A 13,917-nucleotide genomic window follows, 5' to 3' on the forward strand; every position below is an offset into this window, starting at 1 on the left:
ATGGATGACGATAGCGCCCAGAGGCAGGTGACGCTCCAGCAGGTCGTCGCGCTCGGCAACCAGTTTCTGCATTGGATACTGCTCCAGCCCACGCGCATGGAGGAGCCCGTGCTGATGGCCTACGCGAAGAAGTTTGGCATGGACGAAGCGCATGTGAATCAACTGGCTGATCAGTTGATGAAGCTCAAGGATTTGAAGGCAAGCTGATGGGAAAAGTTCTGTTGGTCGATGATGAAGATGATTTCCTTGAGTCCCTGCGGGCTTCGATGACCGCGGCCGGATTCGACGTGTTGACCGCGCCGAGCGCTTTCGAGGCCCTGCGCATCATTAAAAACATCAAGGAACCGATCGACTGCGTGCTCACCGACTACCGCATGCCCGAGATGCGTGGTGACGAGCTGGCTTTCGCGATCAAACACAATACCGGCATCCCTGTCGTGATCATGACGGGTGACAGTTCCGTATCGGCCGATGTTTTGTTCAAAGCAGGCATTTCCGGTGTGATCACCAAGCCCTTTGACGCTGAACATTTCATTGAATTTCTGAGGAACAACGATTTGCAAGTGGATGTCTCGAAACAAAGAAAATTTCTCAGGCAGAAACTGGATCAGACTTCGCAGCGCATCGAACTCTCGAACGGTCGTGACACAGTGGCCGGTGATATTTTGAACATGAGTAACGGCGGCATCGGCGTCTGTCTCGATGCGAGCATCGAACCCATGTCCACCGTCCAGTTCGTGCTGCAGATCGACGGTCAGGAAATTAAAGGCTACATGCACTGTCGCTGGCGGGCCATGCTCGGCGAACGGCTGAACGCCGGTTTTGAATTCGACTCCCTTACCAAAAAAGCTCTGGCCAGCAATTCCGCCTTCATCAAATGGGTTACCATCAACCAGGCGTCGTGACCTTCATTCCTCGAAGCGAATATGGATGCGCACGCTCCCATTCTCCGGCACGAAAACATGAGCCTCGTCACAGCTGAGGCTCGTATACTCCGCTCCTTCGGGATTGGGGCGGCAGCTTATGCTGGTTTCGGATGCAAGGCCATCAGGGTTGATGGAAAAGGATCCACGCAGTTCGCCCATTTCCATGCGTACGCTATTATACGGATCCATCTTTGCCGCACAGATTTTTGCCGCCAGTTTTTGCTTGGGCGTCACGGTATAAACCGAGCCCTGCAGCGCGGGTGTGTAGTCGCTGTACCAGGTGGCCTGAAACCAGCCTGTTCCCTGCAGCACATCCCATTGACGGCAGCCAATCACCGTGCGCGTGGCCACTTCGCGATAATTCCAGAGCACAGGCACCAGTTCGGACGTATTCGGAATGAATTCAAAGGTCGTGGCGGCCGCCGCGGGCGTGGACAGAAGAGCGGCCAGGCAGAGAGCTTGAAAAGAAGGGATGCGCATGGGTTTCTCCTGGTTGAAGATCGTGGAGTATATACTCCAAGCGCAGGATGACGGCAAGTTGCCGTTAGACATCCAGGATCCCTTCATCCTTCGCGACAAAAACAAAGAGGCCGAGGATCGCCCAAAAGCCAAGGGTTGCGGCACTTAAGAGCACGGCCGGTTCGAGCGAAAAGAGAGTCAAGATGCGGCCACCGCTGCCCCAAAGGTAAAGGCCAAGGAGCAGGGCCAGGGCCCAGCTGATCCCGATGACCCTTTGCCGATAACGCCGCGGCTGCGGCAGGGACAGCATCACCTTCTGACTGAAGCCGTCATCTGGAAGATAGACCGTTTCACTCTGAATGCGTTGGAAGATATCATCGTCTTGCATGAATGTTCTCCTCGGTCACGCCGGATAAGAGTCGGCGTAATTTTTCCTTGCCGCGAAGTATGTGCGACTTCACAGTTCCGAGCGGCATACCCAGCAGCTCGCTGATGTCTTCATGGGTCATCTCTTCACAGCCCATCAGATGCAGACAGGTTCGTTCGCCCGGAGAAAGATGCTGCATGGCCTTTTCCAGATCGAGCCTGAGACCCTCGGGCGGCGCCGGGGCTCCATGCTCATCCAACGATTCCAGAAAATCGAGGCGTCCATCACGACCTTTCATGCGCAGGGCCTTGCGAAAAGCTATGGTGAAGAGCCACGAACGAAAACTGCCGCCGCGCCAGCTGCTGAGTTTTTGATAGGCGATCAGCCAGGTTTCTTGGGCGCAATCATCTGCCAGAGAAGGATCGACCAGCAGGCGGCGCAGAAACACGCGGATCGCGGATTGATGCAAAAGAACGAGCTGACGAAAGGCGTGGCGATCGTCTTCCGTCAGAACCCGGCTGATCAGCTGCGTTTCATCGAGGCTCATCGTGCGAACCGGCTTTCTGTCTTTTCTGTGATTGCTTCCAGAGGAAAAGATAGCCGACGCCCAGCAGCGTGGGTACAAGGCCGATCGCCCAGGCCCGCCCGGCCTGTTGATCAGTAAGGGTGGCCAGCACAGTCATTCCCGAAAGTCCGAGCGCGATCAAAAGCACGGCCTTGCGCAGATCACTGTCAGGCGAGGGCTTGGATTTATTGTCCAAGGCGTCCAGAAAGGAAGCCGGCAGGGTCTGGCCGCTTTGAATCGCGGCGCGCACGGTGTCGAGCATGTCGCGCCTTTTGCGATACGAAAAATAGAGCATGAAAAACGAGACGATCGTCATGCTGCCGAAGACGATGCCGGGAATCAAAAACGATTCATTGAAAATAATCTGGGCTGTGCTTTTGGGGGTTGCGGCCTGGCGTTCCAGAATTTCCACGATCTGGTGCGGTTCCAATTTATTCAGCACCTCCGGCGGCAGAGGCGTGGTGCCGAGCAGCACGACATCCTTTGCGGCTTGGGTGTCGCCCGGAGCGGGCTCGGTGATCACGCCCTGGCGTTCTTCGATCGGCGCGGCCGACCCCGGTGTTCCCATGAAATAAAGGCTGAGGCCGAAGGTCATCAGGATCAGACGTAAGGTTCGGAAGGGACGTTTCATAAAGTTTGGCTCCCAGAGGGCAGGGTTCATGTTTCTGTTCGTTAAGAGCCAGCCCGCCCCGGACCTGGATGCAGCGCCTCAGGAATTTTTTTAGAGCCCTGATTTCATTGGTTAATCAAAGACCACGGTTTTGTTGCCATAGACCAGGACCCGGTGCTCCACATGCTGATAAACGGCCCGGGCCAGCACGATTTTTTCCAGATCCTTACCCTTGCGCACCAGGGCCTTGATATTGTCGCGATGACTGACGCGGCCCACATCCTGTTCGATGATGGGGCCTTCATCCAGATCCTGGGTCACATAATGCGCGGTGGCGCCGATGATTTTCACGCCGCGGCTGAAGGCCTGATGATAGGGACTGGCGCCGGGAAATGCCGGCAGAAACGAGTGATGAATATTGATGACCTGGGGAAAGGCTTTCAGAAAATCCGGGCTGAGCACCTGCATGTACTTGGCCAGCACCACGAGTTCGATCTGGTGCTGCTTCAAAAGTTCGAGGGCTTTTTTTTCCTGCTCGGCTTTGTTGGTCCCCGTGATCGGCAGATGGACGAAGGGCACGTGGAACTGTTCGGCGATCGCGCCCAGGTCCGGATGATTGCTGACGATCAGACCGATATCGGCCCTGAGATCACCGCTGCGCTGCCGACCGAGCAGATCGAGTAAACAATGATCCTGCTTGCTGACCCAGATGGAAAGCTTCGGACGCTGATCGGTGAAATGCAGCGACCAGGTCAGCCCCAATTTTTTCGCTGTGCTGGAGAATTCGGTCGCGATGCGTTCCCGTGGCAAACGAAAACCATCGAGTTCCCATTCCAGGCGGGTGCAGAAAATATCCGCTTCAGGATCGCGATGCTGATCGGCATCGGTGATGTTGCCGTTATTTTCATAAATGAATTGGGAAAGCCCGGCCACCACACCCCTTTGATCCCGACAACTGGCCAGCAGTATCGCCCGCACCGATTCCATCGTTATTCCCCCTGCATGAGACTGCCCTTCAGTTTGCCAGAACCCCTGGCGCTTTTCAAATGTCATCGCCCGGGCGGGTTCCACGGACCTGCGCTGCAGGAAGGTTTGTGAAGGCCGCTGGACTTCTTCCCTTTTTTGGAAATCCCCTTTTCGCGGCCCCGTCGATCACGTGTCCGACGTACTCCAGCCATAAGCTTTCCCGAGGTGGCGCGGAAGCAGAAAGCTTTGGCTGGATGTCAGAGGACCTGGCTATCTCCCATCATCGGAGATTTTTTGATTTTTCTTCTTGCCAGATGTCATCGACATCCATACATTTGTTCGGTTGGAGGATGTGTTGGCGAGATCCAGGACGAAAACCTTTGTGTTCGAGACGGAGATTCTTTCATCTCCAGATGACTTCCACTCGCTGCGGCAAGCGGAGGAACATGGGCGGAAGCTCTATAATGCCGTGCTGGGAAAATTGCTCAGCAGTCTTTCACAGATGAAACAGAGCCGAAAATACAAGGACACGTTGCTTCTATCGAAAACGGATTCGCGGAGGAAGGCGGACTTTGCTCAACTTCGTCTTGACCATGGTTTGAGTGAGTTCGCCGCAATCTCGCTGGCTTCCCAATTGCGAAGTGGCAGCGTGGACTTTGATATTTATATTCCCTCCAAGGTTGCTCAGGAAATAGGGAAGCGGGCCTTCCGGGCCGTGGAACGAAAAATGTTTGGCAAGGCCAAACGATGCCGCTTCAAAAGAAAGGGCTCTGATTTTTCTCTGAAGGGTTCATCGAACAAGGAAAGTCCCCAGATCAAAGTTGCAGGTGAGACAGCCTGTCTGATCTTTAGGAAGAAACACTACCGGCTCAGTATTGATCAGGAAAATCCTTATCACCGTCATGCCCTGGATCATAGAATCAAGAGCAGCCAGATCTTTAAAAGAAGTATTGGCGGAAGACCGCGCTGGTTTGTTCAGATCTGTCTGGAAGGCGAAGCCTTCCGTGATACGGAAAAAGAAAGACGGCATAAGGCTCGTCTGGAATCCCGCTTTGGAAAGGATTTTTCGGGACACAATGTATCCGTCGATTTTGGGCCGCAAAGGATAGCCGTTTCCAACGAGGTCATCTCCTTCGAGGATCGCATCATGCCGGTCAGCCTTAAAGGATTGATGACGGAATGCAAAGCCCTGCAGCGGAAGATGTCCCGTTCTTTGCGTATGAATAACAGGGCTGCTTTCAAGTCAGGAACCCTGAGGAAAGGCACGCGTCTTAACAAGACGAAGAACTATCAGAAGCTGGCGCTTAAGAAGAAAGATAGAGACCGCCGGATGGCGTGTCATAGAAAAAGCGTGCTCGGCCATCGCGCCTATGAAATCACGCAGCTTGGGCAGGTGGTCAAGCTTGAACATATCAGTTACAAGGCCCTGCAAAAGCGTTACGGAAAATCCGTTGGAGAATCCGCCCCGGCCAGCCTGAAGGCATCACTTTTCCGAACAGCTGAAAAGCTCGGAGGTCGTGGGGAATTGATCAACACTTTTCAGACGCGTTTGTCTCAGACCTGCCTTTGTGGTGAAGTGAGGAAGAAAGCCCTGAGTGAACGCACGCATTCGTGCGGGACCTGCGGACTGGTCGTAAGTCGCGACACACTTTCCGCCTTTCTTGGCTGCTTTACCGAAAACAGGGCTGTGAAAAAAAGCCGCAAGGAAATCATAAACTCCTCACTGGATCTGGCAGCTGCCAGGTTGGCTGCGAAAGGACATCAAACCTTGTCCTCTTCCGGCAGCTTTTCAGTGGGAACGTCCTCAGAGAATCTCAAAGGTGACCGCATGAGCGGGAACCGGGAAGTGACGTCTTCCCTGGAGGGATCGGGAAAAAGGCCGAGTAAGCCTCAGCAAGAGCCCTGGTGCCCAATGGGCCAGTGAAGCGCTGAACGCGGGAAGGCCAGGAATTTTCATCCATAGTCAAAGACTTGGATGGAAAGGTTTAATGTGGTATTTGATTCCCCAGTCTTTCTCTCCGAACGAGGTCTTGGAAAAAAAAGGAGCGCCAAGAATGTCCGATACGATTCAGGTGCGTATCACCGACAAACCCATAGATACGGCGGCCCTGCTGCGTGGCCACGGCGCTTCCCATCACGGCGCTCAGGTCAGCTTTTTCGGAGTTGTACGGGACATCAATCTGGGCCGCACAGTGACTGGAATTGAATACGACGCCTTTGTTCCCCTGGCCGAGCAAACCTTTCGTGAATTCTGTACGGAAGCCCAGGCCACCTGGGGCCAGGATATGCACGTCACGATAGTTCATCGAACCGGCAGTCTGGGCATTGGTGATATCAGCGTCGCGCTTTTGGTGTCGACGCGGCATCGGGCCGAGGCTTACGAAATATCGCGCTACATCATCGAAGAGCTCAAGCACAGGTCGCCGATCTGGAAGAAGGAACATTATAGCGACGGCTCCAGCGACTGGGTTCAGGGCCACGCGCTTTGCCAGCACGATCATCGCCACATCACGGGCTGGCGTGAAGCGCAGTCAGGTCACACCTTGGAGCAGGGGCACGCGCATCATCATCCACCCCAGGGAACGGGAGAATCCGTATGAACATTCGTTTGGGCGATGGCAACATCCGACTGCGTTTGAACGGTGGGGAAGCGGAAACGCTGCTGCAGGTGAACCAACTAACCATAACCATTTCCTGGGTGACGGGTGCGGCCCTTCGTGTCAGCATGATTTTGAGCGCCGATGCCGCAAGGCCTCGGGTGCGCGGGGACGGTCTGGACCTGCTCGTGGTGGTGCCGCGCACGGATTTCATCGAGCTGTTGGAACAGTATGGTCGCCGCGATGCAGCCATCACCTGGACCGAATTCAGTGCCCAGGGTCAGGATGTGGAATGGTCGATCGATATAGACGCCTTCCGCAATCGCAACAAATCCGATCGTCATCAGCAGCCTGTGGAAACACAGGACTGGATATAAAAAGGGAACGTTCATGCTGCAGGATACCCACGGACGCAAGTTTCCGTATCTGCGCCTCTCGGTGACGGATGCTTGTAATTTTCGCTGTGGGTATTGCCTGCCGAACGGCTATCAAAAGCCCGCGGGCTGCGCGCCCTTTTTAAATCAGAATGAAATCAGACAGCTCGTCACCGCCTTTGCCAACCTTGGTTGTCAGAAGGTGCGGCTGACCGGTGGCGAGCCGACTCTCAGACGCGATATCGTCGATATCACCCGCATGATTTCTGAAACTCCTGGCATTCAAACCGTGGCGCTTTCCACCAATGGCTACCGATTGGAACACCTGGCGACCTCGCTCTATGAAGCCGGATTGAAGTCTCTCAACATCAGCGTGGATTCGCTGGATCCCCAGCGTTTTGCTGATTTTACCGGACAGGACATGCTGCCTCGCGTTCTGGATGGTATTGATCGCGCTTTGGAACTGCCCTTCAAATCGGTGAAGGTGAATTCCGTTCTGATGCGTGGCACCTGGGAAGAGGAACTCGATCGTTTCTCCGAGTGGATCCGCCTGCGGCCGGTCACGGTCAGGTGGATCGAGCTGATGCCGACCGGCGGCAATGCCCGCTTTTTCCAGGATCATTTCATCAGCAGCCAGAAGCTCCGCGATCGACTTTTGGATCGCGGTTGGATGCCGATTCCTCGGGATGAGGACGGTGGACCGGCCCAGGAATTTCTGCATCCCGAATATCTCGGGCGTCTTGGTGTGATCGCGCCTTACGCTCGCAATTTCTGTCAGTCCTGCAACCGTTTGCGCGTAACGAGTCGCGGCGGCCTGCGCCTTTGCCTCTTCGGTGATGGCGAGCAGGATCTTCGGCCTTTGATGCAGGAAAGCGCGCAGCTGACGGAACTGACCCAGACCATCGAACGGGCGCTTTTGGGCAAGGCCATTTCCCACGCCCTCGAAACCGGCAGCTTCGGCAACAATCAAACGTTCTCGGCCATGGGCGGTTGAACGTCCGCCAGCTTCACGATATCCAGCAGGGTCTTCTTCACATCCCAGATATAGCCGCTGCCATAAAGGTTGGCGTGATTCAGTTTATGATAAAAGTTATAAACGAGTCGCCTTGCGGGATAACCGGGCGCGAGCGGCCAGAGTTCCTTATAACGCTGATAAAAACTGCGGGCGAAACCTCCGAAGAGTTCGGTCATGGCCAGATCGGTTTCGCGATGGCCCAGGTAAACGGCCGGGTCTATAAGAATCGGCGTCTGCTGCCACCCGCAAAGGACATTGCCGGACCAAAGATCACCGTGCAGCAGGGAAGGCGGCTCGTGAACATCGGCGAGGATCCGCTTCACATGATACTCAAGGACCGCGAGCCACTTTTCTTCCGCGGCCGTCCAAATTTCCCGCGCGCGCAGCCCATCAAGCTGCGGCAGTATCCTTTGCTCCCAGAAAAATTCCGCCCATGAGTTCTGCGCACCCTTATTATACTGAGGGCTCCGGCCGATAAAATTATTCCGCGGCCAGCCCCAGGGGCCGGTCGTCCGATGCAGTCGCACCAATCCTTCCGCCAGTAAGGTCCAGAAAGCATCACCGGCCGCCTCGCGTTCGATCGCTTCCATGACGAGCCAATGCCGCGAACGAAAAATAATCTCAGGTACCCGCAGTGCGTCCGCATTCCGCAAGGCCATGAGGCCATCGGCTTCCGCCTCCAAAAGGCCTGTGCCTTCGCGGTCCTCTTTGACAAAGACTTTGCGTCCATCCGCCATGATTCCGAAATACGCCGGGGTCTGACTGGCCCCATCGGCCTTCTTGAGTTTTTGCAGCTGGCTGATATCAAAATCCGGGATTTTTCCCAACATTACCCCCTACAATGGAATGAGGACGCATAGCCCGACCGCCCGCGAGGAAACGCTTGGCTTTTGGGGATAGCTGTGGTCAATATGCAGATCCTTTTTCTGGGGGACAATAGATGAAAACATGGCTGGCCATCGACTTCGGAACTTCCAACTCTCTTGTGGCCGCTGCTACTGCGAAGGGACGTACCGAGCCCCTGCCGATTGATCCCAGTCATGACGATCCTACGATACTTCGCAGTGTGCTCTATTCTCCGGCCCGTCAGGAATGGGATTTCGGTGAAGACGCCATCAGCAAATACTACGATTTCGGCGCGGAAGGCCGTATTTTTCGGTCTTTGAAAAAATTCCTGCCCGATCCGGTTTTTTCCGGCACGCAGGTGCATGGCATCTTTCATTCGCTGGAAGATCTTCTGGGACGCCTGATGCGCACGATCCGCACGCGCGCGGAAAAGCATTTGAATCAATCTCTGGAATCGGTCGTGCTCGGCCATCCGGCGCTTTTTTCCCCGCAGCCTGAACTGCATCAGCAGGCTCTGAATCGCTTGGAGAAAGCCGCGCAGCTGGCCGGTTTCAAAGAAGTCGCCTTCTGTCCTGAGCCCGTGGCGGCCGCGCATCATTTCGCCAGCCAGCTCGATCGCGCGCGTACGGTTCTGATCGCGGACTTCGGCGGTGGAACGAGCGACTTCACGATCGTCCGCATGCGGCCGGAAGGCTTTGCGCCTGAGGACGTCCTGGCCCTGGGTGGTCTGTCGATCGCCGGGGATGCGTTTGATGGCAGCATCATGGAGAACGTGGTCGCGCCTTATTTCGGTTCGAAAATCGAATATCGCATGCCCTTCAGTTCCAATGTGCTGAGCCTGCCGAAAGCCTTGGTGCGGAAGATGTGTTCGCCTGCCGACCTGCTGTTGCTCGGTCGCCAGGATTACCTGGAGTTTTTCAGAAAGCTCGATGATTGGAGCGTCGGACAGGACGATGGTCTGATCCTGGATCGCCTGCGGATTCTGGTCGAGGAACGTCAGGGCTATCACCTTTTCCAATGTATCGAAGAGGGAAAAAAAGCCCTTTCCGCCATGGAAGTCGGTCCCATCAACTACGAATATCCCGGCATTGATCTGCATCTGGGACTGCCCCGCGATCAATTCCGACAGTTTTCAACACCGCTGGTGCAAAACATTCTGAAGAGCCTGGATCAGACCGTGGCGCAGGCCGGCCTTGCTTATGATGATATTGATATCGTCTGCTGCACGGGGGGTACGGCCCGCCTCGGCGCGATCTCCGAAGCGCTGGCGCAAAGGCTCGGGGCCGAGAAGCTGCAGCAGCACATGCCGTTCCATGCCGTCATCAACGGCCTTGCGGAACGTGCGGTGCAGATTGCGAAGGACGGCCGCTGATCAATCGCGCATGATGTCTTCGCAGTGTTTGCTGATGAACTCCAGGCTGCTCTGGCCCAGGAACTGCTGCTGATAGCGTTTCGCCAGAGCGCAGGCATCGGCGATGTGACCCTGATTCCACGCGCTCAACGCGGCCACGCGTTCGCTGGGATGAAAACCAGGATATTTCTCAAGACGCCGCATATTCAAAGCGGCCGCCTCCTGCCAGCGCCCCGCATCCATCAGCTCCTTGCTGTAACGCAGGCACACACGCCAGTGCTCGGGCATCAGTTTGCATGCGCGTTCCACGTCACGACTGGCCATGGTCGGGTGGGATGCGGCGTACTCTGCCCAGGCGAGTCGCGAGGCCTGCAGCATCAGAAGCAGGGCCACGATGCCCATTCCCATGCGGGCCCAGGGCAAAGGCAGAGCGCGCAGCCGAAGCGGTGGCAAAAGACTGCAGAGAAGACTTATGAGCAAAGCAAAGAAAATAATTCCAACCGGCATCATCAGCGGAAACTGAAAGATGGATTCGGTCAGAAGGATGAAGCCAAGATTCGCGGCCAGCACGGCTCTGTCCTCGGGATCACCAAAGCGATGCGCGGCGGCCAAAGCCTTGGCCAAAAGCCCCAGAAAACCCAGCACGAGCGCGGCACCCAGCGGCAGCCCCAGTTCGCTGCAGAGCCTCAGAAGCTCATTCTGCGGATTATCCACGACCCGCGATTCCGAACGGAAAGGGGAGGCGTCTTTCAGCACATAAGCGGAGGACGCCAGCTCGTAGCTGCCGCGACCAAAGCCCAGCCAGGGTCTGTCCTTGATCATATCCATCGTTCTTTGCCAAAGGAAAATGCGGCCGGACATGCTGCCGAACGTTTGATTCAGGATGGCCGCATCGGTGGCCTGGGTCGCGCTGTTGACGAAGTGCGGTTTACTGCCTTCGAATTGTTTCAAAACCGGACGCGCGATGAAAAAACTGAAGAGCGCCGTGGCGAGCACGATGGCGATCGCCTCCTTCCCCTGCAAACGCTGCGAGATGATCGCGAAAGCCAGCAGAAGGCAGACGCCGATCAACACCGAGCGACACACGATGAGAAGGGGATAGGCGAGCATGCAGCCGCAGGCGAGGATCAGAATCGCACGAGGCAGAAAATCTTTTTCGCGGGACAGAAGATAAAGACCAAGGGCGAGGCTGAAACCCAAATACTGGGCGATGACATTGATGTTGGTCAGGGTCTCCGGCCCGAGTCCACTCGATGGGAACCAGGGGAGCGACGCCCCAGCCAACTGCCCCAGCCCAAGGCCGGCGATGTTTACAGCCAAAAGGGTGTTGAGCCAGCCTAAAGTATAGAGGAAATTCTCCTCTTTTTTCAAAAGATGGAGGCTGAGGAAGCTGACGCAGATCAGGGTGATGTCACGACTGATTCCCATGGATGTGCTGCCCGCTCCGGACCTGAGAAGATCCAAAGCCACCTGCAGGATGCTCCAGCCGACGATGACGCCCAGCAGAACCGTAAGCTCACGCAGGCGCTCACGCAGCGTGCGATCGAAGATGATGGCCAGGCACGCCGCCCCTGTTAACGCCAAAAGTCCGATCAGTCGCGCGGGAATATAAGGGTCCTGAAGCCCAGGAAAGAAGCCGAGTGTGGAGCTTAACAAAAGACCAAGAAATAGTCCGACCAACATGGTAACTCCCTGCTCTCGAATCTCACACGCATCCTCTTCTCAAGATACAGGAAAATCCGAGTGTAAGGAAATAAACAATGCCCCAGCCACCACCAAAGCGAAGGACGACCGCAGCCGGCCTACGCGCGTGCTTCTTATCTTAAAGTAAGAGCTTTTTTTGCCCGGTAAATCGCTATTTTTACCCATAATATCGGCTGGATGCGTCGTTTTATAGACGTGGCGTTGCATCCTGTCAAGTCCATCGCGCTCAAGGCCTCGGTCGCACAGAATTTGTGCCGATGAACAGGGCTGGAGTGTTACATGAATTTGTGGGTTCTATTCCTGATGCTTCTCGCTGTCCCCGGCCCAGCCCTGGCCGAGGACGCGGTGAATTTTGTCATTGAAGGCGAGTCCTTTTCCGCCCGCCAGCAGTTTGTGTACAATGCCGGGATTCATGACGCGGAACTCACGGAAGAGGAAATGCTCCGCATCTTTCATGAGAAACGCTACGAGTTTTCCACGCAGTATGAGATGCAGTACCGGAAATACTCGTACTGGGTCCTGACTGTCGAAAATCGTAATCCGGTGCCGACGCGCGCCTTCATGCGCTTTCCGCTGCTCATGCCCATGACCAAGGCCTGGCTTTACACAGAAGGCAGCTTAAAGCCCTTCAGCCGTTATCCGGTCGTCTTCGATATGCTGTATACCGAACTTCCGCCCGGCCGTTCGATGATCCTTGGCATGCGGCTGAGCGGTGGGGATGTGCGGGGCCGCGCCACGACCATCACCATGCATGATTTTGAACACAGCGCCTGGATGGTCACGACCGAACAGCACCTCATGGGTGGGCTCGTCGGTGCGGTGGCGATCATGGTGCTCTATAATTTCGGGATGTATCTCTTTTTCCGCCGCATCTACTTTCTCTATTACACCATCTATAGCGCTGCGGCCATGTACTGCATCGCGATTTTTTCCGGCTACCTGCCGTGGGATCTGCCGCGTCTGGGCGTGGGGCTGGCTGTGTCCGGTCTGGGTCTTTTGCTCTTCAGCAATAGCGCTCTTTCGCTGCGCAGCACCAAACCGCGGCTTTATAAAATATCACTGGCTTTGATCGCCTACTGTGGGATTTTTGCGACGACCATGCTGCTTTACCCGGCGTGGACCATGATCGCCATCAGCATGCCGCTCGTCCTTCTTTTCTGTGTGTATACATCCGTGAATCGGGCCCTCGATGGTTTCCGCCCGGCGGTTTATCTCGTCATCGGCTGGGTGGGGCTGATGATCTCGGCGCTGCTCGCGGTGCTGAACGTCACCTTCTTTGGAACGCAGGTCTTCGCCAATCTCGCGCCTTATGGTTTTGCCCTGGAAATCTGCTTTTTCTCCTTCGCCATCGGTCAGAAGGTGCGCCTCTCCGAGCAGAGGGCTCTGCGGGAAAGTGAACATGCCTTCAATCAGCTGAAAAAGGTGTTCTACCCGCATCAGATCGAACAGATCAAAAGCGGGACCGAGCTCGAGAAGACCATGCCCACCGGCAGGGGCCAGGCGGCGGTAATCAGCTTTGATATCATTGAAAGTTCGAAGATCCAGCAACCGAAGGCCAAGGCCTTCATTGAGAATTCCATCAAAAGCTGCGTCTCGATCATCAACGAAAACTATGATCCTGAACGTCTGCGGGCCAACGGCTACCGCATCAAGGAAGTGGGCGACGGGTTCCTTTGCTCGGTGGGTTATCCCTTCCAGCTGCCTGACGGCGTGGTGGCCGCCGCCTGCGCGGTGGAACTGAGCCTTCGCTTCATCCACATCTTTCAAAATCAGGTCAATCAGATGCTCGACCATGCGCCGGTCTATTGTTCAATCGGGATCGCCATGGATTCGCTGGAAGGATATTTTCCCAAGGTCGGAACGATTGAATACGATGTATACGGGCGCGCCGTGATCCTGGCCACCCGCTATGAATCGTTCCGGCGTCAGCTCTTCCCTCAGGGCGTCCCCGGGCATATTTTGACTTTGCATGAAAAAGTTTATGAACAGCTCCCGCCCGAGCTTCAGGCCAAATTCCAGGAAGTCGATCTGCATCGCACGCATATGGTCGTGCGGGATGATCTGGCTGCAGCGAAGACTTATTACTGGCTCATGCAGCCCGAGGACATCATCGAATCCGATCGGGCGGCGAGTTGAA

At 55.6% G+C, this 13,917-nt stretch carries 15 protein-coding genes; 8 read left to right on the forward strand and 7 right to left on the reverse strand.

From position 1 onward, the window contains the following. Together VFO10_RS08145 and VFO10_RS08150 are read left to right on the forward strand one after the other, a co-directional pair. Positions 1–207, forward strand: a 207-nt coding sequence (locus tag VFO10_RS08145; protein ID WP_325138886.1) for a hypothetical protein, incomplete at its 5' end; no start/stop codon positions are given. Beyond that, the gene (locus tag VFO10_RS08150) at positions 207–905 is read left to right on the forward strand and encodes a response regulator (RefSeq protein ID WP_325138887.1); all 699 of its coding nucleotides are present in this window, start codon (positions 207–209) and stop codon (positions 903–905) included. The genes VFO10_RS08145 and VFO10_RS08150, both read left to right, overlap by 1 nt. 3 nt (positions 906–908) lie before the next feature. On the opposite strand, the gene VFO10_RS08155 is transcribed toward VFO10_RS08150, so the two are convergent. The 5 genes from VFO10_RS08155 to purU form a co-directional block, all read right to left on the reverse strand. Continuing rightward, positions 909–1,406 (reverse strand): hypothetical protein, encoded by a 498-nt coding sequence (locus VFO10_RS08155; RefSeq protein ID WP_325138889.1) that lies wholly within the window; start codon positions 1,404–1,406, stop codon positions 909–911. Positions 1,407–1,470: 64 nt separating this feature from the next. After that, positions 1,471–1,773 carry a hypothetical protein gene (locus tag VFO10_RS08160; protein ID WP_325138891.1) on the reverse strand — a complete coding sequence of 101 codons (303 nt, stop codon included), beginning with the start codon at positions 1,771–1,773 and terminating at the stop codon, positions 1,471–1,473. After that, a complete protein-coding gene (locus VFO10_RS08165; RefSeq protein WP_325138892.1) occupies positions 1,760–2,299 on the reverse strand; it encodes an RNA polymerase sigma factor in 540 nt (179 codons plus the stop codon). Before VFO10_RS08165 ends, VFO10_RS08160 begins: the two co-directional genes overlap by 14 nt. Next, complete coding sequence (locus VFO10_RS08170; RefSeq protein ID WP_325138894.1) at positions 2,286–2,948, reverse strand: DUF6249 domain-containing protein; 663 nt, start codon at positions 2,946–2,948, stop codon at positions 2,286–2,288. The genes VFO10_RS08165 and VFO10_RS08170 overlap by 14 nt, the downstream gene beginning before the upstream one ends. 111 nt (positions 2,949–3,059) lie before the next feature. Beyond that, a complete protein-coding gene (purU, locus tag VFO10_RS08175) occupies positions 3,060–3,914 on the reverse strand; it encodes a formyltetrahydrofolate deformylase (RefSeq protein WP_325138896.1) in 855 nt (284 codons plus the stop codon). 481 nt (positions 3,915–4,395) lie between these two features. Here purU and VFO10_RS08180 point away from each other — a divergent pair, with 481 nt between their 5' ends. The 4 genes from VFO10_RS08180 to moaA all read left to right on the forward strand — a co-directional run bounded on the left by VFO10_RS08180 (position 4,396) and on the right by moaA (position 7,858). Next, the gene (locus tag VFO10_RS08180) at positions 4,396–5,817 is read left to right on the forward strand and encodes a hypothetical protein (RefSeq protein ID WP_325138898.1); all 1,422 of its coding nucleotides are present in this window, start codon (positions 4,396–4,398) and stop codon (positions 5,815–5,817) included. Positions 5,818–5,947: 130 nt separating this feature from the next. Next, on the forward strand, positions 5,948–6,493 hold the full coding sequence (locus tag VFO10_RS08185) for a molybdenum cofactor biosynthesis protein MoaE (protein ID WP_325138900.1): 546 nt from the start codon (positions 5,948–5,950) through the stop codon (positions 6,491–6,493). After that, a complete protein-coding gene (locus tag VFO10_RS08190) occupies positions 6,490–6,867 on the forward strand; it encodes a hypothetical protein (protein WP_325138902.1) in 378 nt (125 codons plus the stop codon). Before VFO10_RS08185 ends, VFO10_RS08190 begins: the two co-directional genes overlap by 4 nt. A gap of 13 nt (positions 6,868–6,880) precedes the next feature. Then, positions 6,881–7,858, forward strand: a complete 978-nt coding sequence (gene moaA, locus VFO10_RS08195; RefSeq protein ID WP_325138904.1) for a GTP 3',8-cyclase MoaA — start codon at positions 6,881–6,883, stop codon at positions 7,856–7,858. Here the strand turns inward: moaA and VFO10_RS08200 are convergent. Next, the gene (locus VFO10_RS08200; RefSeq protein ID WP_325138906.1) at positions 7,831–8,709 is read right to left on the reverse strand and encodes a fructosamine kinase family protein; all 879 of its coding nucleotides are present in this window, start codon (positions 8,707–8,709) and stop codon (positions 7,831–7,833) included. The two genes, moaA and VFO10_RS08200, sit on opposite strands and share 28 nt — an antisense overlap. Before the next feature lie 110 nt (positions 8,710–8,819). On the opposite strand from VFO10_RS08200, the gene VFO10_RS08205 reads away from it, so the two are divergent. Further along, the gene (locus tag VFO10_RS08205; RefSeq protein ID WP_325138908.1) at positions 8,820–10,097 is read left to right on the forward strand and encodes an Hsp70 family protein; all 1,278 of its coding nucleotides are present in this window, start codon (positions 8,820–8,822) and stop codon (positions 10,095–10,097) included. Here VFO10_RS08205 and VFO10_RS08210 read toward each other — a convergent pair whose 3' ends face one another. Next, complete coding sequence (locus VFO10_RS08210) at positions 10,098–11,759, reverse strand: O-antigen ligase family protein (protein ID WP_325138910.1); 1,662 nt, start codon at positions 11,757–11,759, stop codon at positions 10,098–10,100. A 300-nt stretch (positions 11,760–12,059) separates the two neighbouring features. On the opposite strand from VFO10_RS08210, the gene VFO10_RS08215 reads away from it, so the two are divergent. Next, entirely contained in the window at positions 12,060–13,916 is a 1,857-nt protein-coding gene (locus VFO10_RS08215) for a 7TM diverse intracellular signaling domain-containing protein (RefSeq protein WP_325138912.1), read from the forward strand. Position 13,917 lies beyond the last annotated feature (1 nt).

This window comes from Oligoflexus sp. (assembly GCF_035712445.1).
Classification (GTDB): Bacteria; Bdellovibrionota_B; Oligoflexia; order Oligoflexales; family Oligoflexaceae; genus Oligoflexus.

Coding starts and splice junctions, on each gene's coding strand:
- VFO10_RS08165 (WP_325138892.1), bottom strand. CDS start 2,299: ATGAGCCTCGATGAAACGCAGCTGATCAGCCGGGTTCTGACGGAAGAC.
- VFO10_RS08155 (WP_325138889.1), bottom strand. CDS start 1,406: ATGCGCATCCCTTCTTTTCAAGCTCTCTGCCTGGCCGCTCTTCTGTCC.
- VFO10_RS08180 (WP_325138898.1), top strand. CDS start 4,396: ATGAAACAGAGCCGAAAATACAAGGACACGTTGCTTCTATCGAAAACG.
- VFO10_RS08205 (WP_325138908.1), top strand. CDS start 8,820: ATGAAAACATGGCTGGCCATCGACTTCGGAACTTCCAACTCTCTTGTG.
- moaA (WP_325138904.1), top strand. CDS start 6,881: ATGCTGCAGGATACCCACGGACGCAAGTTTCCGTATCTGCGCCTCTCG.
- VFO10_RS08190 (WP_325138902.1), top strand. CDS start 6,490: ATGAACATTCGTTTGGGCGATGGCAACATCCGACTGCGTTTGAACGGT.
- VFO10_RS08185 (WP_325138900.1), top strand. CDS start 5,948: ATGTCCGATACGATTCAGGTGCGTATCACCGACAAACCCATAGATACG.
- VFO10_RS08170 (WP_325138894.1), bottom strand. CDS start 2,948: ATGAAACGTCCCTTCCGAACCTTACGTCTGATCCTGATGACCTTCGGC.
- VFO10_RS08200 (WP_325138906.1), bottom strand. CDS start 8,709: ATGTTGGGAAAAATCCCGGATTTTGATATCAGCCAGCTGCAAAAACTC.
- VFO10_RS08215 (WP_325138912.1), top strand. CDS start 12,060: ATGAATTTGTGGGTTCTATTCCTGATGCTTCTCGCTGTCCCCGGCCCA.
- VFO10_RS08210 (WP_325138910.1), bottom strand. CDS start 11,759: ATGTTGGTCGGACTATTTCTTGGTCTTTTGTTAAGCTCCACACTCGGC.
- VFO10_RS08150 (WP_325138887.1), top strand. CDS start 207: ATGGGAAAAGTTCTGTTGGTCGATGATGAAGATGATTTCCTTGAGTCC.
- VFO10_RS08160 (WP_325138891.1), bottom strand. CDS start 1,773: ATGCAAGACGATGATATCTTCCAACGCATTCAGAGTGAAACGGTCTAT.
- purU (WP_325138896.1), bottom strand. CDS start 3,914: ATGGAATCGGTGCGGGCGATACTGCTGGCCAGTTGTCGGGATCAAAGG.